The organism is Marinobacter sp. M1C, assembly GCF_023314135.1.
In the GTDB taxonomy this organism is placed as follows: domain Bacteria; phylum Pseudomonadota; class Gammaproteobacteria; order Pseudomonadales; family Oleiphilaceae; genus Marinobacter.
Genome location: NZ_CP092289.1, coordinates 2,285,719 through 2,305,152 on the forward strand (window position 1 = coordinate 2,285,719; position 19,434 = coordinate 2,305,152).

The 19,434-nt window shown below is 53.6% G+C and carries 16 protein-coding genes; 4 read left to right on the forward strand and 12 right to left on the reverse strand.

Going from position 1 to position 19,434, the window contains the following annotated elements; genetic code table 11:
• Nucleotides 1–112: 112 nt before the first annotated feature.
• The 3 genes from MIH19_RS10805 to MIH19_RS10815 are packed head-to-tail and all read right to left on the reverse strand — an operon-like array spanning nucleotide 113 to nucleotide 3,317.
• Nucleotides 113–862, reverse strand: coding sequence for a copper resistance protein B (locus tag MIH19_RS10805; RefSeq protein WP_249008855.1), 750 nt, complete (start codon nucleotides 860–862; stop codon nucleotides 113–115).
• On the reverse strand, nucleotides 859–2,700 hold the full coding sequence (locus tag MIH19_RS10810; protein WP_249008856.1) for a copper resistance system multicopper oxidase: 1,842 nt from the start codon (nucleotides 2,698–2,700) through the stop codon (nucleotides 859–861). Before MIH19_RS10810 ends, MIH19_RS10805 begins: the two co-directional genes overlap by 4 nt.
• A 17-nt stretch (nucleotides 2,701–2,717) precedes the next feature.
• Nucleotides 2,718–3,317: a plastocyanin/azurin family copper-binding protein gene (locus MIH19_RS10815; protein WP_249008857.1), complete on the reverse strand. Its 600-nt coding sequence runs from the start codon at nucleotides 3,315–3,317 to the stop codon at nucleotides 2,718–2,720.
• A 207-nt stretch (nucleotides 3,318–3,524) separates the two neighbouring features.
• Between MIH19_RS10815 and MIH19_RS10820 the strand changes: the two genes are divergently transcribed.
• Nucleotides 3,525–4,190, forward strand: a complete 666-nt coding sequence (locus MIH19_RS10820) for a response regulator transcription factor (protein ID WP_249008858.1) — start codon at nucleotides 3,525–3,527, stop codon at nucleotides 4,188–4,190.
• On the forward strand, nucleotides 4,177–5,511 hold the full coding sequence (locus tag MIH19_RS10825) for a sensor histidine kinase (protein WP_249008859.1): 1,335 nt from the start codon (nucleotides 4,177–4,179) through the stop codon (nucleotides 5,509–5,511). The genes MIH19_RS10820 and MIH19_RS10825 overlap by 14 nt, the downstream gene beginning before the upstream one ends.
• 30 nt (nucleotides 5,512–5,541) lie before the next feature.
• Here the strand turns inward: MIH19_RS10825 and MIH19_RS10830 are convergent, their stop codons facing one another.
• From MIH19_RS10830 to MIH19_RS10860, 7 genes are read right to left on the reverse strand one after another with little or no spacing between them, the layout of a single operon-like run.
• Nucleotides 5,542–6,720 (reverse strand): MFS transporter, encoded by a 1,179-nt coding sequence (locus MIH19_RS10830; RefSeq protein ID WP_249008860.1) that lies wholly within the window; start codon nucleotides 6,718–6,720, stop codon nucleotides 5,542–5,544.
• Between the two features lie 36 nt (nucleotides 6,721–6,756).
• The gene (locus tag MIH19_RS10835; RefSeq protein WP_249008861.1) at nucleotides 6,757–7,329 is read right to left on the reverse strand and encodes an acyl carrier protein phosphodiesterase; all 573 of its coding nucleotides are present in this window, start codon (nucleotides 7,327–7,329) and stop codon (nucleotides 6,757–6,759) included.
• A 57-nt stretch (nucleotides 7,330–7,386) separates the two neighbouring features.
• The gene (locus tag MIH19_RS10840) at nucleotides 7,387–8,046 is read right to left on the reverse strand and encodes an alpha/beta hydrolase (protein ID WP_249008862.1); all 660 of its coding nucleotides are present in this window, start codon (nucleotides 8,044–8,046) and stop codon (nucleotides 7,387–7,389) included.
• Nucleotides 8,047–8,058: 12 nt separating this feature from the next.
• Complete coding sequence (locus MIH19_RS10845) at nucleotides 8,059–8,922, reverse strand: hypothetical protein (RefSeq protein ID WP_249008863.1); 864 nt, start codon at nucleotides 8,920–8,922, stop codon at nucleotides 8,059–8,061.
• A complete protein-coding gene (locus MIH19_RS10850; protein WP_249008864.1) occupies nucleotides 8,906–10,156 on the reverse strand; it encodes a hypothetical protein in 1,251 nt (416 codons plus the stop codon). The genes MIH19_RS10845 and MIH19_RS10850 overlap by 17 nt, the downstream gene beginning before the upstream one ends.
• Nucleotides 10,156–10,794: a hypothetical protein gene (locus MIH19_RS10855; RefSeq protein ID WP_098418495.1), complete on the reverse strand. Its 639-nt coding sequence runs from the start codon at nucleotides 10,792–10,794 to the stop codon at nucleotides 10,156–10,158. The genes MIH19_RS10850 and MIH19_RS10855 overlap by 1 nt, the downstream gene beginning before the upstream one ends.
• Complete coding sequence (locus MIH19_RS10860) at nucleotides 10,784–14,548, reverse strand: ATP-binding protein (RefSeq protein ID WP_249008865.1); 3,765 nt, start codon at nucleotides 14,546–14,548, stop codon at nucleotides 10,784–10,786. Before MIH19_RS10860 ends, MIH19_RS10855 begins: the two co-directional genes overlap by 11 nt.
• 262 nt (nucleotides 14,549–14,810) lie before the next feature.
• Here MIH19_RS10860 and MIH19_RS10865 point away from each other — a divergent pair, with 262 nt between their 5' ends.
• Entirely contained in the window at nucleotides 14,811–15,737 is a 927-nt protein-coding gene (locus MIH19_RS10865) for a DNA replication terminus site-binding protein (RefSeq protein WP_249008866.1), read from the forward strand.
• A 54-nt stretch (nucleotides 15,738–15,791) separates the two neighbouring features.
• Here MIH19_RS10865 and MIH19_RS10870 read toward each other — a convergent pair whose 3' ends face one another.
• Nucleotides 15,792–16,400, reverse strand: a complete 609-nt coding sequence (locus MIH19_RS10870; RefSeq protein WP_249008867.1) for a RimK/LysX family protein — start codon at nucleotides 16,398–16,400, stop codon at nucleotides 15,792–15,794.
• 261 nt (nucleotides 16,401–16,661) lie between these two features.
• Here MIH19_RS10870 and MIH19_RS10875 point away from each other — a divergent pair, with 261 nt between their 5' ends.
• Nucleotides 16,662–18,074, forward strand: a complete 1,413-nt coding sequence (locus tag MIH19_RS10875; protein ID WP_249008868.1) for a TrkH family potassium uptake protein — start codon at nucleotides 16,662–16,664, stop codon at nucleotides 18,072–18,074.
• Between the two features lie 57 nt (nucleotides 18,075–18,131).
• Here the strand turns inward: MIH19_RS10875 and MIH19_RS10880 are convergent, their stop codons facing one another.
• Complete coding sequence (locus tag MIH19_RS10880) at nucleotides 18,132–19,325, reverse strand: 1-acyl-sn-glycerol-3-phosphate acyltransferase (protein ID WP_249008869.1); 1,194 nt, start codon at nucleotides 19,323–19,325, stop codon at nucleotides 18,132–18,134.
• Between the last annotated feature and the right edge of the window lie 109 nt (nucleotides 19,326–19,434).

Sequence of the window (19,434 nt, forward strand, 5' to 3'; positions counted from 1 at the left end):
AACTCCAACTGAAAAAGGCAGGGATAAACGGTCTGTTAGACCAAAGCTTGAGTTACATCAAATTGTGCAGAAAAAAAGGCCGAGGACGGATGTCCAGGGCCTTTCCTGAGTATCAGAAGGTAAGCCGTGCTCCAATCACCGCAAACCAGTCTTCTGTGCCGCCGCCATCGGCTCTGGCGAAGTCAGCTGTGTCGCCGTACTTGCGTTCGTGAACAACACCCACGTAGGGCGAGAAAGCCCGGTCGATAAGGTCATAGCTCAGCCGCAACCCGGTTTCTGTCGATACCAGGCCCGTTCCAACCCCAATTTCTCTGTCTTCACTGAACGCCACAGTCGCATCCAGAGTGGCCGTGAGTATCCAGTAGTTGGTGAAGAGCAGTTCATATTCTGCATCCAGAGCGGCGGACGTGTCGCCATCTTTGCTTACGTAAAAGTTCGCATCGATTCCGAACCACTGTGGCGCAAGGCCCGCGACACCCAGAACGGCGTATGTGCGATCAGGGCCTTCGGGCGTGTCAAACCTTATCCCCGCTTTGGCATCGAAGAAGTCAGAGATGGGCACTTGACCCACCAGCTGGTTTTCCAGCTTTCCGTAGGATTGTTCTTCGATGACGTACTCGCCTTTTGTTATCCAGCGAAATTTCAGCTCGTCCGTGCCATAGAAAAAATCGCCGCCCCATACCCCAAGTTCTTCGTCGTCATCACTGTAGCGGTACTCTAACTCCTCAAATTGAACGCCCCACACTTTTAACGGCGCCTTCCGTTCAGTGGTGTCACGCATCCGCTCTTGAGCAAAGGCCAGAGTTGGCAGAACACTCAGACCTAAAACTGTACCTACTATTAAAGGTGTCCATAGTTTCATGCGTCACCTCCAACATCGCCTGGCTGGCCATCGGACGCCGCTTGCGTGGACTCCGGCCCGCCCTCAACAATGATCTTGCGGAACATTCCAGCCGCTGCGTGGTAGGACAGATGACAATGAAAGGCCCACTGTCCCGGCGCATCCACCTCGGTTTCCATATAGACCGTGGTACCCGGCTGAACGCTGACCGTATGCTTAATGGGGTTCAACTGGCCAGCGCCGACATCCAGAATGGACCACATGCCGTGCAGATGCATGGGATGGGTCATCATGGTTGTATTAACAAACTTGAACCGCACCCGCTCGCCATACTGAAGGCGGATCGGATCCGCGTCCTCATATTTGACGCCGTTAATACTCCAGGTGTAACGCTCCATGTTGCCCGTCAGTTTCAGTTCGATTTCCCGGGTTGGTTCGCGTTCGTCATAGAGCGGTTTTTGCGCTCTCAGGTCGGAATAAGACAGAAACTTGCCACCATTGGCCGCCGTTGGAATCAGGCCGCTGCCCGCCGCATAAAAGGGATCGCTTGCGCCACCCGCGGATGCCATTGAACCCTGGCCCATCGCAGAATGATCCATACCCTCCATGCCTTCCATGCCGGAATGGTCCATACCGGCCATTTTGGAATGATCCATCCCTTCCATCCCCTTCATGTCAGACTGATCCATACCAGCCATTTTGGAGTGATCCATGCCCTCCATTCCCTTCATGTCAGACTGATTCATACCGGCCATTTTGGAGTGATCCATCCCTTCCATTCCCTTCATGCCGGAGTGGTCCATGCCGGACATGCCTTCCATACCGCTCATGTCGGCCATGGTCAATCGGGCCGCTTCGCGCAGTTCTGGCACAGCCGCGACCATTCCCGCCTCAGGGGCCAGCGTTCCCCTCGCATACCCCGAACGCCCCATGGATTCGGCAAAAATCGTATAAGCCTGTTCCTCTTTGGGCCGCACAATCACGTCGTAAGTTTCCGCCACACCAATGCGGAACTCATCCACAGTCACCGGCTGAACATTGTTGCCATCCGCTTGAACAACGGTCATTTCAAGGCCTGGAATGCGGATATCAAAATAGGTCATGGCAGACGAGTTAATAAAACGCAGCCGAATCCGCTCGCCGGGCTCGAAAATGCCGGTCCAGTTCTGGTCAGGGCCTTTTCCATTCATCAAGCCGGTGAATCCTTGCAAGTCTTCAACATCGGCTTTCATCATGCGCATGTCGCCCCAGGCCATCCGATCCTTGATGGTGGCCATCAGACCGTTGTCAGAAGCTTCCGAAAAGAAATCTCCGACGGTTTGTTGCTCGCGGTTGTAATAATCCGCCATTATTTTGAGGTTACGCATGATGCGATCGCCGGAATGGGGATGCTTGTCGGTCAGCTGAACCACGTAATCGCGATCGTAACGAAACGGTTCGCGGCCTTCGGGTTCAATCACAATGGCACCGTAGGCGCCATCGGGCTCCTGAAAACCAGCGTGACTGTGATACCAGAAGGTGCCCGACTGAGTGATGGGAAACTTATAGGTGAAGGTCTCCCCGGGCTTGATACCCGGAAAGCTGATGCCGGGCACGCCGTCCTGAGTAAAAGGCAGGATCATGCCATGCCAGTGAATGGACGTCATTTCATTCAGGTTGTTGGTCACGTTAATCGAGACCTCTTCGCCTTCCTTAAAACGTAGAACCGGCCCGGGGGACGCGCCATTGTAGCCGATACCCTCTTTGACAAAGTCGCCGGTGTCGATCTGAACCCGGTCGACCGTCAGGTTGTATTCACCCGCTAGGCCAATAACCGGTAGAAGCAAGCTTAAAGCGCCTGCGAGAAGGGTTGTCTTCATGGTCAACTACTCCAAAACTATTTTGCAGTATTCAAAGGTTTTGATGCGTCGGCGAGTGAGCGAACGCGAGAGTCGCCGGAGTTAAAATTCACTTCGCCATACATGCCAGCCTGATAGTGCCCCGGAACGTTGCAGGCAAATTCAATGCTGCTCTTTTCCGAGAATTTCCAAACAACCTCTTTGCTCTCGCCCGGCTCTAACAGCACGCTGTTGGGGTCGTCATGTTTCATGGACATGCCATTTCCCATGTCCATTTCCATCATGTCGCGATTCAGCTTGCCACCCTGAATAACCCCGTGCTCGACCATCATCGTCATTTCCTTCTGATGGGATTCATGCATGGCAGGCGTGCCAATATTGAATTCGTGCACCAGGCTGCCTTTGTTTTCAACCACAAAGCGCACCGTCTCCCCTGGTTTGACATCAAAAGACTCAGGCTCGTAGTAGTTGTCGTACATCTGCACAGTAATGCTGCGCCCGGCTTCCGAGGCTTTACCCGGTTCACCGCTCTTTGCACCTTGACCGTGCCCGTGCCCGTCTCCGTGAGCACCCGCCCCAAGAGCTACTGCTGAAACTGACATGGCTAATGCTGCGACTACGAACTTTGATACGCTCATCAAACTTTCTCCTGTGATATGTCATGGCGTGCGTTCAAAACCCACTGGGTTTATCCGGCAACGTGAGCATTTGGCTAAAACGCTTGCTACCATCGCTCATCAACCTGAATTCTTTCTGAAAATGCTGAAATATTTTTAGTTCAGGCTGAATTCAGGTTAATAGCGGACACTGCATCAGCCGGTTTAGCCTGAGGAAAGGAACGAAAGATGAGATTACTGCTTGTAGAGGATGACCGTTTGTTGGCCGAAGGGCTCGCCAGCCAACTTGAGAAGGCCGGCTTCAGTGTCGATGTCACCGGCACGGCCAAAGAAGCGATGCTTTTGGGCGTGCAGGAAGACTACCGGGCAGCTGTGTTGGATCTCGGACTGCCCGACGGAAATGGTTTAGACGTGTTACGGAAATGGCGGCAGGACAACGCAAACTTTGCGGTATTGATTCTAACGGCGCGAGGCGACTGGCAAGACAAAGTCAGCGGCCTGAAAGCCGGCGCAGACGATTATCTCGCCAAACCCTTTCAGGCTGAGGAACTGATTGCGAGGCTGAGCGCCATCGTGCGCCGCAGCGAGGGTCGGGTTCTCTCCTCAGTAAAAGTGGGACATTTTGAGCTTGACGAAAACCGGCAGTGCCTGAAAATCGACGACGATACCGAACACAGCTTAACCGGCACCGAATTCCGACTGCTAAGGTGTTTGATGAGCCGCCCCGGGCATATTTTTTCCAAAGAACAACTCATGGAGCAGCTCTACAATCTTAATGAAAGTCCCAATGAAAACGTCATCGAAGCCTATATCCGGCGCCTGAGAAAGCTGGTCGGAGCGGAGACCATTGAAACGCGGCGCGGTCAGGGGTATTTGTTTAATGACGCTTTTTAGAAAACGGGTATCCATAAAAGGCACCCTTCTTACCCTGCTTTTGCCGGCCGGCATTGGTTTGATGGCCATCGCATGGCTAATACACGGTTTACTCCTGGAAAGGATGTCGCGAGAGTTTCTTGAAAGCCGACTGAAAGGCGAAGTGGCCTTTCTTGAACTCCACATTCGTCAAGCCGACGGGCAAATCGACAGGCTTCAGACCGGTGATTATTTTGAGGAGGTATTTCATCATGCCTTTGCCATCCAATCCCCAGATCAAACGGTCATATCTCCGCTATCCTGGAAACCGCTATTAATGCCATTGCTGCAATCTGATGCCAACGAAAGTATCAGAGTACAGGATGCGACGATCGCCAACGCCCCCTCCGACATTCTGGCCTATCGGAAATCATTTGTTGTAAACGGCGTTCCTATAAAGGTTATCGTTTCGGAAGACATGGGAGCGCTGAAAAAAAGCCAGGCAGAACTGCATGCGTGGACGGCGATCGTGTCGATCTTGCTGATCATTTTGCTTGCGGGAATTATCTGGTTTGGTATTAACCTGTCAATGCGCCCCGTTGTCTCGCTTCAGGCCGCTCTCAAACGACTACAGAGTGGCGAAATATCGCGGATCGACGCAGAGGCTCCAGAAGAGTTTCAACCACTGGTGCAACAGCTCAATCAACTGCTTGATTCCCTGGATCAAAGGCTTGAGCGCTCCCGGGAAGCGCTGGCGAACCTGTCTCACAGCGTTAAAACGCCCATTGCGGCCGTCAGACAGGTTCTCGAAGATACCAGTCGGCCGTTGGATAACAGCCTGAGACATGAGATGGGATTACGCCTGAGCGATATTGACAGGCAATTAGAGGCGGAGATGCGGCGCAGTCGGTTTGCCGGGCCCCAGGTTGGTAAGAGTGCTTACCCTGTTAAGCAAGCCCGGGATCTTTTGTGGATGCTGGGCCGGCTTTATCCCGAAAAGTCATTCGAACTGTCCACTTCACTCACCGAGGAATTTCGCTGGCCGATTGAGGAGCATGATCTAAACGAAATATTGGGAAATTTACTCGATAATGCCGGAAAATGGTCTAAAGAATGCGTTGAACTTTCTTTAGAACAGCGCAATGGCTTAGCGCAGATTGTCGTAACAGATGATGGGTCTGGGGTGTCAGAAGGTGATCAGGTGCACCTGGGTCAGAGAGGGCGACGGCTGGATGAACAAACCCCGGGGCACGGGCTGGGTCTTGCTATTGTCTGCGATATTGTTGACAGGTATAGCGGGCACGCCTCCTTTTCATCCGGGTCGAAAGGAGGCTTGAGGGTGCTCGTAGAAATATCGATCTAGGTCAGGCAGCTTGTTGCTAGGTAAAGCGCCCTAGTCGTCAAAAACATACGCATTGCGGCCAGCTTTCAGACCTGCCAGCACTGCACCTATGCCGATTGCAATGAGAAATCCGCCGGCGGCCTGCCAGCCGCCGAACAGATCGCGCAGCACGCCAACCAACAGTGGCCCAAAGGCCGCCATGATATACCCAAGACTTTGAGCCATGCCGGAAAGGCGCCCAGCACCTTCTGCGTCCCGCGCTCGCACCGCCAGTAAAGTCAGCGCCAGGCTAAAACTGCCGCCCTGACCAAGACCCAACAACACAACCCACAACCACATCTGATCCATTGGCCCGTAAATACAGCCGGCGAGGCCCGCGATAACCAGCAACATCACCAGAAAAATCATCGCCCGATAATCGCGCATTTGGCTGGCAATTAAAGGCGCGGCGATGGCGCTAACCACTTGCACTAAAATAGACACCGACAGCGCCAGCCCTGCTTCAACGGCGCTGATGCCGCGATCTTGCAAAATGGTGGGCAGCCAGCCGAATACGGTATACGCCAATGACGACTGCAAACCCATGTACAGAGCTATCTGCCACGCCAGTCGGTCACGGTAAATGGATTTTCCACGGGTTTCCCCCAGTTCGACGCCCAGCTTTTTATCACTTAACTGAACCCACCAGGCCACAAACGCCAGAACAGCTGGCACCAGCCAGAAAGCCAGTGCCGGACGCCATTGCTGATCAAACAGCTCCCGCAGGGGTTCGGTTGTGCCCGCTGCAATGGCTGCACCTGTGCAAAGCATTGCGGTATAAATGCCTGTCATCAAACTGGCGTGGTTGGGGAAATCCCGTTTTACAATACCCGGCAGCAACACACCGATAATACCGATGCAGCCCCCGGCTATAGCAGTACCGGTAAACAGCCCGGTTAAGCCGGAATAAGGCCGCACGAGCAGCGCCAGCGCTAACACCACCAGAACAACTAGAATCGTTCTTTCAATACCCAAACGGCTTGCCAGCTTAGGCGCCAGCGGTGCCGCCAGTCCTAAAAACAGTACCGGAAGAGTCGTCAAGATGCCCAGTGCTGTAGCCGACAAGGTAAAACTGCCACCGATTGTGCTCAATACAGGGCCGATACTGCTAAGGGCTGGGCGCAGGTTAAGGGCGACCAGCATCAGACCGATAAACGAGAGTACCGCTTGTCGGGTTTCGAGTCTGCTCATTGCGGTGGGAATCCAATTCTAGTAGTTGAAGCTACATTAGGTTTGCTTGGCAAAGCTCTGTAGTTCCGGGAAAAAGTTCAGAAAATGTTGTTCCAACTGAACGTCGTGATCGCGAATTTCATCAATAATACTGGCGAACTGATTGGGGAAACGGATACGCTCGGCTACCCTGTCCAAGGCGTCGCCAATATTGCTCAGATTCTGGTAAGCACCAAACCAGTCATGGCGAACCATGTGGCGCATCACTCTCACCATGGGTGCTGGCATCAGGTGTTCGTTATGCTGAAGCTCTTGGTACACGCGATGCACAAACGCATCCCGTGGCGCCGGGCTGAAACTCTGCCAGTGACGCAACAGGTAGTGATCGTAAAGTACGTCCAGGGCTACCCCGGCAAAGCGCCTGCGTTGGGGCGAAAACAAGCGTTTGCTGGCAAGCACCTCGGCATGGCTGTCCGTGAACACGTCAACGGCTATATGGTGGCGAACCCCTTCCTGCACCTTGCCCGGTAACGCCAACAGGTCAACGCCGCGGCTGAAGTCACCCAGAATGCTACCAACACGACATTCAGCAGAATCCGGGGCCAGAAAAACGTGGGCAAGATGGTTCAAGGAATGAGTCCTGTCAGGTTTCTTATCAGTGTATGCCTCTAAGACTGCAACCAGTCACTAAAGGGCGTATTTGCGGATGAACTTGCCGATTTCTTTAATTTCCTCAAGGCACACGCTGTGTTCCATAGGGAAGGTCATATAGGCCGGCTGATAGCCCATTTCCTTGAGTGCTTTCAAACTGCGAAGGCCCAGCGCTTCCTGAACCATCGGATCAGCGGTTCCATGATAAATATTGATTGGAATACCGGCATTGGCCTGTGAGGGCTTGACCGACTTTGCGGTGGCAAAATAGGTTGAAAGCGCAAGAATACCGGCGAGGCGCTTCGGATACGTCAGGCCTAACTCATAGGCAACCGCGCCACCCTGGGAGAAACCGGCAATTACGATATGTTCGGAGGCGATGCCGCGTTCGATCTCCCGGTCCACCAGCTTGCCAACGGCGCGGGCTGACGCCATCAGTTGTTCGGTATCAATAATACGATCAAGATCCATGGCTTTGATGTCATACCAGGCCGGCATAGACATGCCGCCGTTAATGGTGACCGGCAGATTGGGCGCGTTTGGGAATATAAAGCGCACGGCGGCGCCTTCCGGTAAACCGAGTTCGGGTACTACGGGTTCAAAATCGTGTCCATTGGCGCCCAGTCCGTGCAGCCAGATAACGGCGGCCGTGGGGTTAGCTTGGGTTTCAACCTCAATAGTCTGTAGATCCTGCACCTTATACCTCGTTTATTTGGAACCTGTAATTGCAACCAGGGGCAAAGCCCGCGTAGTAATATGTTCCTGCATGATCGCACACTCATGATCAGCCATGAAGGCCATAATACTGCGCTGCTGGTCGGTGCGGGCCGCGGCCTGCGCCATGTTAAGTGCTGCGTGTTGTTGGCGATAGGTGCCGCGTTGACTCAGGCCGCCTGCCGCGCTGCAATCCAGCCCCGGCCAGTCTTGCGGTACCAGGATATTCCCCTTGCCCCAATTCAGTGCCATCGCCATGCCCGCCGGGTCAAAATCGTAATATAAAGCCAGTCTATCGGACGGCTGTGCCTGCGCCAGCTGGTTAACATCACGGGCGTTTTCGCCGTGGCCGCGATACAGCAATACGGCGTGCTGCCACGCCGGTGGCAGAACAATGCGGTGCCAGTCTGGCATCAACGAGCCGTTTTCAATCACGATCAGGTTTTGTTGGGTCAGCGCCTCGCGGTTGACAGCACTCGGCTTCACGGCGAGTACGGAGCCTGGTTGTGTGGCGCTTGGTTGGCCGTTAATGAACACACTGGCGTTACCGGCGGTTGCCAGCAGTAGCAGGCTGCCGAATACCGACTGGCTGGTGAATTTTTCATTGCTGTGAAGCTCCGCCATGTCCATACGCGGGCCAGCAGGCTGGTAAAACAGAGGGTCCAGCTCACCGCCGGTCAGGGCCCGGCCAAACTGACGCAACTTGTCCAGTTCGTCCTCCGAGAACAGGAATTTATTGCCACGAACGGCGCCTAATCCGGTTTCCTCGTGAATTCTTTTCCAGACGCTACTGCTGCGGGCGATTTCTCGTTTCCCTCCCTGCAGCAGCTTGGTAATGGCCTTAAATTCGGCTTTCATTGCTTCTTCGCAAAGTCATGCCGGTTATGTAGAGGTTGTCTTTATAAAGCGGATCCAGCTGGCTTTTATATTCCACCGTTATCTGGCTCTGGTCGTTAGGCGCCAGCGAGTCAATCTGTGCTTCCAGCGTGGACAGCCAGGTGGCTGCATCCAATGCCAGACCGCTGGCGCTGAGGGCCTCTAGGGCATCAATTTCGCCATCGCCAATATCACCATCCACCACGAACTGCACCAGCTGTTCAATCAGCTCATCCACCGGATCTTCTTCTTCGGGGTCAGAAGCTCCGTCAACGTCAAACTCGACGGGTTGCAGAGCAGCTGCAGGTTCAGTGCCTTGCTGGTCGGCGCCCAAGGTGCGGGCGGTTTGCGCCAGAGTAATCAGGTCTTCGTCATCTGCCGGGTCATAAATATCACCACGAGCGACGATCGCGAAGGACACGACATTGTTCAGCGGCGCCGGGCAGTGGCTTAGGTCCAGATCATCAATCGATGGGATGTAACCGCGATTGTTAGCAAAATAGCTTTCAAAGCCACCGACCAATTTACTCAGGCGCTGATCTTCGCGCAGGCGCACCAGCGTCAGGCGCAGCTGGTTGAGGGCATAACTGAGGTTTTTCTGGCCTTGTTCCAGCGCAGCCGGCAGATATTTCAGCAGCAACCGTTTCAGGAACGGATCGTTGCCGGCCTGATCGGCTAGGTCCTGGGTGTTAAAGCTTTCAAACAGGCTGTTTAGTTGCCCTGCTCGCTCAATCACTTCGTGGTTCTTGCGAATTCGTAGATCCATATCGGTGATGTAGCTGAAACCGCTGCTGATGTAAGACGAGAAGGTATCGGTGGCGTTGCGGATGTCTTCAATGATTTCTGAAAGGCATTCTTTGATTTCACTCTCAATTCGCGATTTGTCCGTAAACGCTGCGCGTTTTTTGGCTTCGCGATAATCCACAAACAGTCGATTCAGGTCGCTCCAAAGGCGGTCAACCTGGGCGCTGGCAAAACGCCGGCGTTCCGATTCGGTGATGTGGTCTAGCAATCGCACCAGAACATTTTTCAGCTGCAGGTCTTCGGTGTCCCCCAGGCGCCACACCAGGCGGTGGTGTTCCAGGGTTTCCAGTACGCCAACGTTGTCGTCGTTCAGGGCAATCCGGTTGCCACGGTTTAGATGGGCTTCCAGAATCACGTCACCGTAGGTGGCCAGCGCCCGCAGGGTGGATTGCGCATCGTGGGTTCTGGCCATCAGACAATCCTCAGCTGCGGGTCGTCTTCGGCGCTGTCTTCGCGGATGCCTTCGTGGGTTTGAATGAAGGTCATCACGTCGTACAACCAACTCCACTTTGCCGTCGCCAGAAACACGCTGCCGCTGGTGCCGATGGGTTTCAGGTAGCCGGCTTTGGTAAGGTTCTCCAGTACCACTCGCAATTGGCCCGCGCTGTCGCTGCGCTTGGTGCGGAACAGGTCTTTTTCACACAGCGAACGCAGTTTGGCTTCCAGCGACGGCGCGGTGGAAATGCGTTCCAGCAATTTGCCTTCACGCAGGTGTTCGCCGGCGGAAATGGGGCGTTGTGCGGCTTCCACCATCATCACCAGCCGTAGAAACTGCACCAGGGCTTCCAGGTGGTTGGCTACCTCTCGAAATTGCTGGCGCACGGCGTCTTTGGCGTCGGGGCGTGACAGATCCTGATAAGAACATAGCCAGGCATCGTGGCTGCTGGTTTGGCGCAGGGTTCGGTTCATCTGTTGTAGGAAATCCGAAACTTTTTGCTGCACCGGTTGCGTCAGTAAATAGTTATACAATTCATCGTGACTGTATTCGCAGATAATTTCACCGGCCAGTAAGGCGCTTACCGTGCGTTCGAACAGTGGGTTAGTTTGCATGGTTGCCTCCTTCGGTGGCGCTGGTAAACAGATCGTCTGGTAAATCGGCCTCTGGGCGTGGGCGGGTCACACTCGCTAGCAAATCTCTTTTTGGCGCACCCGGTGTGGCGCTTTCAAAGTTGTGTACGCGGCCGTGCTGAAGGCTGATTTTGTTTTCGAAGAACTTGCGCAGCGGCCGGTCCAGTTTCGGACACGCCGAAATCATGGTCAGGTTGTTGTGTTCCAGCATTTCCGCCATGCGTGCAATGTTGTTGGGGCTGAGGGTGCCCAACTCATCGATGGGCCAGGTAATGCGTGTGTTTTTGTCCGGGCACAGGTAGCGGGTCAGACCCATGAACACCGCCATAATGGCCAGATACGTCAGGCCTTGAGAACTGGCGGTCAGGAAGTCGTTGTCGTTACGGATTACCGCTTCACGGCCGTTTTCTTTCATGGTCAGGTGCATATCCACCATGGATTCCACGCTTTCGCCCAGACTGGCCGATTTCAAAGTGTCGCTGACCAGCTGGAACGCCATGGTGATGCTGTCATCAGGCATTTCGCGGCGGTGCACTGCGTGCCAGTCGCGCCACTGCACCACAAAACTCTTCAGGGGCTGCCAGCTTTCATCGTCTTCAATTCGCGGCCTTAGCACCACTTGAATATCGCTTAGGGATTCAATGCGCTGATCGGTGTTGATTTTCTGGCGCAGAGTGCGGGACACGGCTTTCACTTCCCGGGCCATGGTTTCCAGGCTGTCGAAGTAACGGCACAAGGTGTTAGCTTCAGAGGTAAACTGATCCACCAAGGTAGAGCGCAGCTGCGGAATGTCGGTGTCCAGCAGTGAGCGCAAGTCTTGCACTTGCATGAGCTGGAAAGCTTCATCGTATTCCTGGGCCGGGTCTGTCAGCCGCTGCCTGCGGAATTCACTCAGCTTTTGCCACGCGCTCTGGATTTGGGTGCCGTTGTACTGGTTCAGTACTGTGAGCGCGCGTTTGAAGGTAGCCATCACCTCGCGGCGCAGTTTGTCCAGACGCTCGTAGGCATCCTGCAGTTCGCCGGTCAGATTAACCATGTTGCCCGGCATCGCCATGTCATCGGGGGCGACGTCGAACTTCTTCAGGATGCCTTCGGCTTCCTCGATCTGTTTGCCCAGCACGCCGATTTTCTGCTGATGCTGAGTGATGTTTACATTCACCTGTTTAACACTTTCCTGGTGCTTGCGCTGACGTTCGCCGCGCCGGGTTTTTATGTCTGCGACCTGTTTTTCCAGCAGATTGCAGTCCCCGGTCAGGCCGTCTTTACGTGACCAGTCCTTGTCGATCCAGTTTTTGTATTCGCGCACCAAAGGCTCTGCTTGCTCAATTTCGTGCACCCGGCTTTTCAGGCTTTCAGCCTTGGCACGTGTCTGCTGCACCACTTTCGGATCTATGCCTTCATCTTCTAATTTCTGGTTAAACGCCGTTTGTTTCAGTTCCAGGCGTTGTACGTGTTCGCTTCGGGCTTGCTGAACCAGCTGTTGGGCGTGGTCGATGTTTAGCTGCAGCTGGGATTCGCGCTCGGCCCACTGGCCGCGCAAATCCATTAAGCGTTTGGCAAACTGGCTGATGGTGGCGGTTTCGCCCATTTCACTGTCTTTGTTGAACTGCTCCAGGAGGCTCTGCAGTTCGGTCACTTTCGCGCCTTGGGCTCGCTTACGTTCATTCAGCGCCTGGCGAATTTGTTCCCGCATGGCCTTCAGGTACTCACGCTGCCGAGTGAGCGAGTCATCGGTAAGCTTTTTCTCGGTGTTCATGTGTTCTACAGCGGAACATCGGGACTGGTAGGCCTCGTTGCGATTACGCGCGGCTTTTTCTGTGTCATCACGGGTTTTGCGGGCCGCTTGGCGTTTTTGATCAATGTCGCGCAGGCGCGCTTGCAGCTCTTCTTCCGAGGCCGCAAATTCCGGGGCGGATATCGCATCGGTGTTCAGCACCCAACCCATGACTTGTCGGCGGTTAGCCGCCGCGGTGCTGTGCATTAACGGGTTGAGGTCGGTTCGCATCAGCAGGTCGGGATGAATGACTTTTGCCAGGCCTTGGGCCCATTCCGGATCTTGTTTGCGCAAAGCCCAGAGCCAGGTGTCGCTGTCTGGCGAAATCTGCTGCTGTAAATCTTCAAACGCCGCCGTTAACGTATCGATCTGCTCTTGAGCGTGGAGAAGGTGTTTCTGGCCGGTATCGCGGTCTTCGCGGGCCTGGTCTTTTTTACGGTTGGCGTCGATCAGCTCGCCAGAAACATGCTGCGCCTGTTCTTCGGCATTTTGCACGGCCGCTTCGGCAGCGGCTATCTGGCCGGTTTCGTCATCGTTATAGCTTTGGTTATCGCGCAGGGTTTCGGCGCGGGCCAACTGGCTTTGAATGGCGGAACGTTCCTGACTGCGCTCTTCGCGCTGCTGGCCTATTTCACGGGTTTTTTCGTGATCCAGAGCGCCGATGGCTTTGTCATGTTGGTAAGCCGCGTCTTTGCGGGCGGTCTCCGCGTCGCTGACCTTCCGTTCGCGATCGCCCTGCTCGCGGGAAAATGCACTTTTCAGTTCGCTGATCTCGTGCCTGAACTCGCTTTCTACCTGAGTCACTTTGCTGGTCAGGCCAGTCAGATCCGAATCAGCATCGGCTTTTTGTCGGCGGTATTCGCCAATATTCTGCAGATCCTGGCTCAGCTCAGGCGCTCTTTCGGTATCGTAGTACTCACGCTTTTTATAGATGCCGTCAAGGTCACCTTCTTTCACTTTCAATTCGTAGGTTTTATCCGCCAGAACCCCCGCAATCTCGTCGTCGGCCTGGCGCTGCTGTTCGCTTTCCTCGTTAATACGTTCTTTCAGTTTGGCAATGTCGCGGGCAATGTCGGCTTTACTGTCATTAGCCTCGTCGACTGTCGCCGTCAGGCTGGCGACAGTGCGCCGGCTGGCAGCCAGAATCGCCTGGCGCTCATTTTCTTGCTGTAGGCACTCGCGAATTTTAGCTTCTTCTTTTTCAAAGGCCTTGATGCTGCGAATGTCACTCACCAGGCCGCTTTCATCGATGGTTTTGGGCCGACTATGGATGTGAATATTCTCGAACTGGGTTTCGCAAATCATCGCCTTAAAGCTGGACATCAAGCGGTTCTTATTCAGCACCACATGGGTCAGGCGTTCAATATGGCTCATGTGCGTGTCGGCGCTGCCCAGGCCGAAGTCCGCTGCAAGGCCGCGAAGTTTGCGGGCATCGGCGGCGGAACGTTTCAATAGGCGGGGGTTGCGCTGGATAATGGCGCGGTAGTTGGTGATGGTGTCGATTATTCGAGACACATTGCACTTTAAATCGCGAAGCTTTTCAAAAACGGCGTCGGCAGTGGCGCCAGCTTTTAACAGTTCAATGACTTCTGGCGCAAAGAAAGTGTCAGCAGCGGAGCCTTCCACGAAGCGGTAGCACAGTTTGCCTGAGTGGTGCCGAAACATGACGGAGCAACAGGTACCGCGGTGGCGGCTGTACTCGAAAATCACCAGGCTTTGCAGGCTCGGCAAGTAATAGTCCAGAAACGACAGGCGACCGGAACCCTTGCTGACAATGCGTTCGGGTTCTTCGCCGTAAAACGCCGGAATCAGTGACAGAATCGAAGTTTTTCCGGCGCCGTTAACGCCGCCGACATGGGTGCGCTCGCGGCAGTCGATGCGAATGGTCCGGCCCTTCACCTGGGTAAATGAGTGGTGCAGAATAATGCTTTCCAGCCCATAATTTTGCTCTGTCGCAGCCACCGTCTTTCTCCTCGCTTTAATGCCTGATCAGTAAATTTCCGGCGAATATTCTAGCCTGTTTTAAGCACGAAACCGTGTTTAATCGAAAGGAATTTGCGCAATCTGGCGGATCAAGATATCGCCTGCGCATTAAAAGCGGTTTGACTAAGGTAGAACCGTTCGGATATCACCTTATTTTAGGTGTGAAAAATTGTTCCAGACGCTCCATAATGTCGTAGTATTTTTGCATGTTGGTATAGTTTTAACGAGACACGGAGTTCAAATGGCTTATTCTCCTTTGCAACTGGAAACCATTCAAAAAATTGTCCAGACGGTTGAAAGTCTGGAACACTTCTGTGCTGACACCAAACTCTTGCTGGCACACGCTACCCCGATTCAGTGCCGCGTCTATCAAATCCCGCGCACTGTTCGTGAAAACGAGAGCCAGCCTGTTACCGATATAAAGCCCACTGCTCTTTTAGGAACAGAAGCCTTTAATGCAGCTCTTCATGCCCTGACTGATTGGTACGGCGATCCACAATACAGCACCAAAGTTGTCAACAGGGTTCCCGGTGCGTTGGTGTTAGCCAACGTCGACGAAAGTCAGGTTCTGGATCGAATCGCTGAAATCAATCGCAGCAAGGCCGCTATAGAGTCTCTAATCCCAGGCCTTGGCAACCGGGATGATCGTTTCGAACTGCTGCACAGGCATTATCCTTGGCTGATTCTGGCCCAACTGACCCGACGTTTGCAGGTGTTACCCTGCTCTCCCCCACTGCAGTCTTGCACCTTTACCTGGGGCATAAAAACAGAGATTAAAAAGATGACTGCGGATCAGGTGTGCGAAAGGCTGGAATCATTCCGGCAGCGCCCGCGCTCAACGATTGACGACGTTCCCTGGGACATCAAGATTGATCGAGAAATCATGTCCATTCGCTCATTGCCAGCATCCGCACAACTGCGGTCACGCCGCGTACTTCGTGTTCGCCCGTTGGCAAATCTTCGCTATCACGCGATTGATGGCGAACCGGCAGAAACCTACATGCGCGAAGCCCATACGCCTATTCTGATCCTGAATCCTAGCAGGCCGATTAAACTCGGGGCTCTGAAAAACTACGATGTGCAAACGCGAAGCGGTCGGCAGCGCCTCAAAGACCGCGGGCACTATGAGAGAGTGAGTGATTTGTTGCCCATTTATCTACAATCCTAACTAATGCCGTTAAGCGTGATGGCTACGTTTAGCAGCAACCATCGCGGTGCAGGTTTACGATTGAGTCTTATTGTTTTCAGCAATTTTCTCGAGGCTGAGAAACTCACATTGTTTAACAGCAATAAAGCCGTTGGCGGAGTCCACCAGAATGTTGTCGTCGCTCATAAAACGACGGCCCAACAGTACCGGGTAGGAAAATCTTGCGCGGTCGGCCAATGAAAACTGGGTTGTATGCACTTCGCCCGACACGCAGAAGTCCATGTTCACCACATAGCGCCGCTGCGATGGTGCTCCCTTACGCTTGACTAGCACTACCCGCTCCACCGGCAGTTCAAATTCCAGCACCACGTCGTCATGGCTTATCTTCCCATCGCTGGGCTGGTCTTCGTGGTCGCCCAAGGGCAACTGAAAGTTAACCCAGCGGTCATCGCCTTTGTCGAATTCTTCAACATTCACTGCGTGCAGCGATGACGTTTTGGCGCCCGTATCCAGCCTCGCCTTTAGCCGCACTCCGGTGTCTTGCATTACCACCCATTCCACAAATCCAAGAGTTTCGCCGGGGCGTTTATCACTGTCATCGCGTTTGTCTTGGGCACTGGCCAGAGGAGCCCAAGAAAGCGCAGTGACAATCGCCGTGATGAGCAAGAAACGTGCGTGAATCATAATGCGTCCTGTTTTAAGAGAAATAATGTGTACAAGCAGTAAAAGGTGCCCAAGATAACCTCCGATAAAGAATGATAAAAGCACCTGGCCATGCTTTTACGGCGATGTAATTGACCGGTAATCAGGGCCTTGTTCAGCCCCGCTCGCGGCCCGCCAAGTTGCGCAGCTGGCACCTCGGGAGTATCCTTGGCCGTCTTTGTATAACCTCGATTCGAGCACCGTTTGAGAAACCTCACACCCGTTGTATTTATCATTAGCGTCATGTTTATACTTTTGAGTATTTTCATGATCTTACCGCCACTTATTCTAATGGGTTCTGACGCTCCTAACAGCGCTGCGTTTATGGAATCAGCGGGCATTGTGTGCGTATTGGGGATGCTGGGTATACTCGCAACCTATCGCCGGTCCAGAGACTTGAAACCGCGTTTCATGTTCGTGCTCACAGTGTCGAGTTGGTTCTTCATTGCCATTTTTTCGGCTCTGCCATTTTACCTTAGTGACAATAATATATCGGCGGCGAACGCATTTTTTGAGAGCGCATCAGGTATCACCACCACAGGCGCAACGGTATTCAGCGGCCTGGACTCCATGGACCGCGATTTGCTGATCTGGCGCTCTCTTTTGCACTGGATTGGTGGTATTGGCATTATCGGCATGTTCGTTGCTGTATTGCCGTTTCTACGAGTCGGCGGCATGCGCCTGTTTGCTACCGAGTCGTCCGAGTGGACCGACAAAGCACTGCCCCGGATGAAAACCCTGAGTCGCGGACTTTTAGGGGTTTACCTGAGCTTCTCCGTGTTGGCTGTGATGACGTATTGGGTATCAGGCATGACATTGTTTGATGCCTTCAACCACGGCCTGAGCAGCATTTCGACCGGCGGTTTTTCTACCTCGGATTTGTCCATGGGCAAGTTCAACGACGTGATACTGCTGGAAACCACACTCTTCATGATTTTGGGCAGTATTCCGTTCTTTTTGTTTGTGCGGGAGTTGCACGGTCAGCGCGGCGTATTGTTTCGTGACCAGCAGGTGCGGTTGTTTTTGACTCTCCTGCTGATTGTGCCCGCGCTCTTAACGCTGTATCGCTGGGCGGTTTCTGCTGTTCCCTTCGATCCGGTTAGCAATTACATATCCACGCTGTTTAACGTTACCTCTGTTGTTACTACCACTGGTTACGCGTCGGAAGACTATACTGCGTGGGGACCGCTGGCTTTCGTGGTTTTTTTCTTTTTGATGTTTGTAGGCGGCTGTTCCGGCTCCACCGCTGGCGGCATGAAGATATTCCGCTTCCAATTGTCAGTCATTGTTCTCCGTGAGAATTTGATGCGCCTGCTTCATCCACGGGCGGTGCTAACCCGCAATTACAACGGTCGCGCGGTTAGCGACGATATCATTTCCTCGATGATCGCCTATACCTTCATCTTCTTACTGTGCCTGCTGGTTTTGACGGTGTCGCTGGCCGCTATGCAGCTGGATTTCATCACTTCTTTGTCCGGCGCATTGACGGCTCTAACCAACGTTGGCCCGGGCTTGGGTGACATCATTGGCCCTGCCGGAAATTTTGGGCCGCTGCCAGATGCCGCTAAATGGATGTTGGGCGTGGGCATGCTGATGGGGCGTTTGGAAATATTAAGCGTAGTAGTGGTACTGTCACCAGCTTTCTGGCGCAGTTAGACTTGCCGCATTTCAGCGCGGCAAGTCAGTCACCCTTAATCAAGTTTTAGTCTTCTATCAAGCACTGGCGTCTGCTGTATTCAGAGCATTCAACGCACTCGTTACCGGGTTAGCGTACATGTCCAGCAGGTAAGGCCGCGCTGCTGCGTCACACGCATTGAGGCGTTTTTGTAACTCTTTCTCAGCCGCTTCCAAAGCCTGGCGTGTGCAACTTGCGGCTGCAGCCAGCGAAGCAAACAGTCCGGCCTCTACTGGCCCCCTGCCCGCAGCAACTTCACGCATCTGATACGCCACCAGATTGGAGGGGTGCAAGTGGTAATGGCTGTGAATTTCCCGGTCAATTCGCGCCGTCAAGGCTTTTGGGTCGGCTTCTGCGTCTTCGATGGGTGCGCCGAAGTGCACGTGCACGTGGCCTTTAAAGCCGGTTAGTCCGCGCATAATCTGGCTGGTATCTTCGCCTTCTGCTTTCAGGTAAGCACCGGTGCGGGCCCGGGTTTCCAGCTCATTGGCTTTATCCAGATCACAGGGGTCAAATTCATAAGCAATCGATACTGGCACAATACTCAGCCGGTTTATCGCCGTTTGGAAATCCAGTCCGGATTTTTTCGGGCTCATGTGGAACATCTTCACAATAGCGGGATCTGTGCGGTCTATACCGTCTTTGGCCCGCCCTTCACGTTGCGCAATCCACACCCCGTTGTGGGTCTCGATGCTGTGATTGATAAAATCGGACAGCATAAGGTAGGCGTCACGTATTTCCCGTGGGCTGGTCATGCTGCGCCGCACTACAAAGCTCTTGTTTAATCGCATCATTTCAGCAAAGACGCGATTTTCGAGCAAATTGTCACCAATGGCGATGCGAGTGGTTTTTAGCCCTTGGTTATACAACAAAAAATTTACAATCATTGGGTCAAAAACAATGTCGCGATGATTGCAGATGAACAGGTGGGTAGATTCCTGCTTCAAATTCTGTAACCCGCTCTCGGTAACCCGAGTGGTGGTATTTCCAACCAGTTCACCAACGTAGCCCGACAACGATGCTTGCAAATCGTCTATACGGGTGAAACCACCAAAACGGCGGCGCAACCAATAACTCACAATTCCCCGCAGCATCGCCGGCGCCCAGCGTGCAGCTCCAGGCGATTTGATGCGGCCAATCAAGTTCAGAAATTCCCGATCATGTACTAATCGTTGTATTACGGCGGAAGTCTCCTCGTCCGAGTAAGGACGGATGGCATCAAATTTCTGCATTAATAGTAAAACCTTGTGTTAGTCGAGAGCCGCGAGCCTCGGTAAGAATCACGCTTTTGCAGAGGCAATAAATTTTTAACGCTATTGTATCGTTTTAAAAGCCAATTTT

What these genes read in the sequence shown, in the direction of transcription:
- MIH19_RS10805 (WP_249008855.1), bottom strand. Translation starts at nt 862, where the DNA reads ATGAAACTATGGACACCTTTAATAGTAGGTACAGTTTTAGGTCTGAGT.
- MIH19_RS10810 (WP_249008856.1), bottom strand. Translation starts at nt 2,700, where the DNA reads ATGAAGACAACCCTTCTCGCAGGCGCTTTAAGCTTGCTTCTACCGGTT.
- MIH19_RS10815 (WP_249008857.1), bottom strand. Translation starts at nt 3,317, where the DNA reads ATGAGCGTATCAAAGTTCGTAGTCGCAGCATTAGCCATGTCAGTTTCA.
- MIH19_RS10820 (WP_249008858.1), top strand. Translation starts at nt 3,525, where the DNA reads ATGAGATTACTGCTTGTAGAGGATGACCGTTTGTTGGCCGAAGGGCTC.
- MIH19_RS10825 (WP_249008859.1), top strand. Translation starts at nt 4,177, where the DNA reads ATGACGCTTTTTAGAAAACGGGTATCCATAAAAGGCACCCTTCTTACC.
- MIH19_RS10830 (WP_249008860.1), bottom strand. Translation starts at nt 6,720, where the DNA reads ATGAGCAGACTCGAAACCCGACAAGCGGTACTCTCGTTTATCGGTCTG.
- MIH19_RS10845 (WP_249008863.1), bottom strand. Translation starts at nt 8,922, where the DNA reads ATGAAAGCCGAATTTAAGGCCATTACCAAGCTGCTGCAGGGAGGGAAA.
- MIH19_RS10850 (WP_249008864.1), bottom strand. Translation starts at nt 10,156, where the DNA reads ATGGCCAGAACCCACGATGCGCAATCCACCCTGCGGGCGCTGGCCACC.
- MIH19_RS10855 (WP_098418495.1), bottom strand. Translation starts at nt 10,794, where the DNA reads ATGCAAACTAACCCACTGTTCGAACGCACGGTAAGCGCCTTACTGGCC.
- MIH19_RS10865 (WP_249008866.1), top strand. Translation starts at nt 14,811, where the DNA reads ATGGCTTATTCTCCTTTGCAACTGGAAACCATTCAAAAAATTGTCCAG.
- MIH19_RS10870 (WP_249008867.1), bottom strand. Translation starts at nt 16,400, where the DNA reads ATGATTCACGCACGTTTCTTGCTCATCACGGCGATTGTCACTGCGCTT.
- MIH19_RS10875 (WP_249008868.1), top strand. Translation starts at nt 16,662, where the DNA reads ATGTTTATACTTTTGAGTATTTTCATGATCTTACCGCCACTTATTCTA.
- MIH19_RS10880 (WP_249008869.1), bottom strand. Translation starts at nt 19,325, where the DNA reads ATGCAGAAATTTGATGCCATCCGTCCTTACTCGGACGAGGAGACTTCC.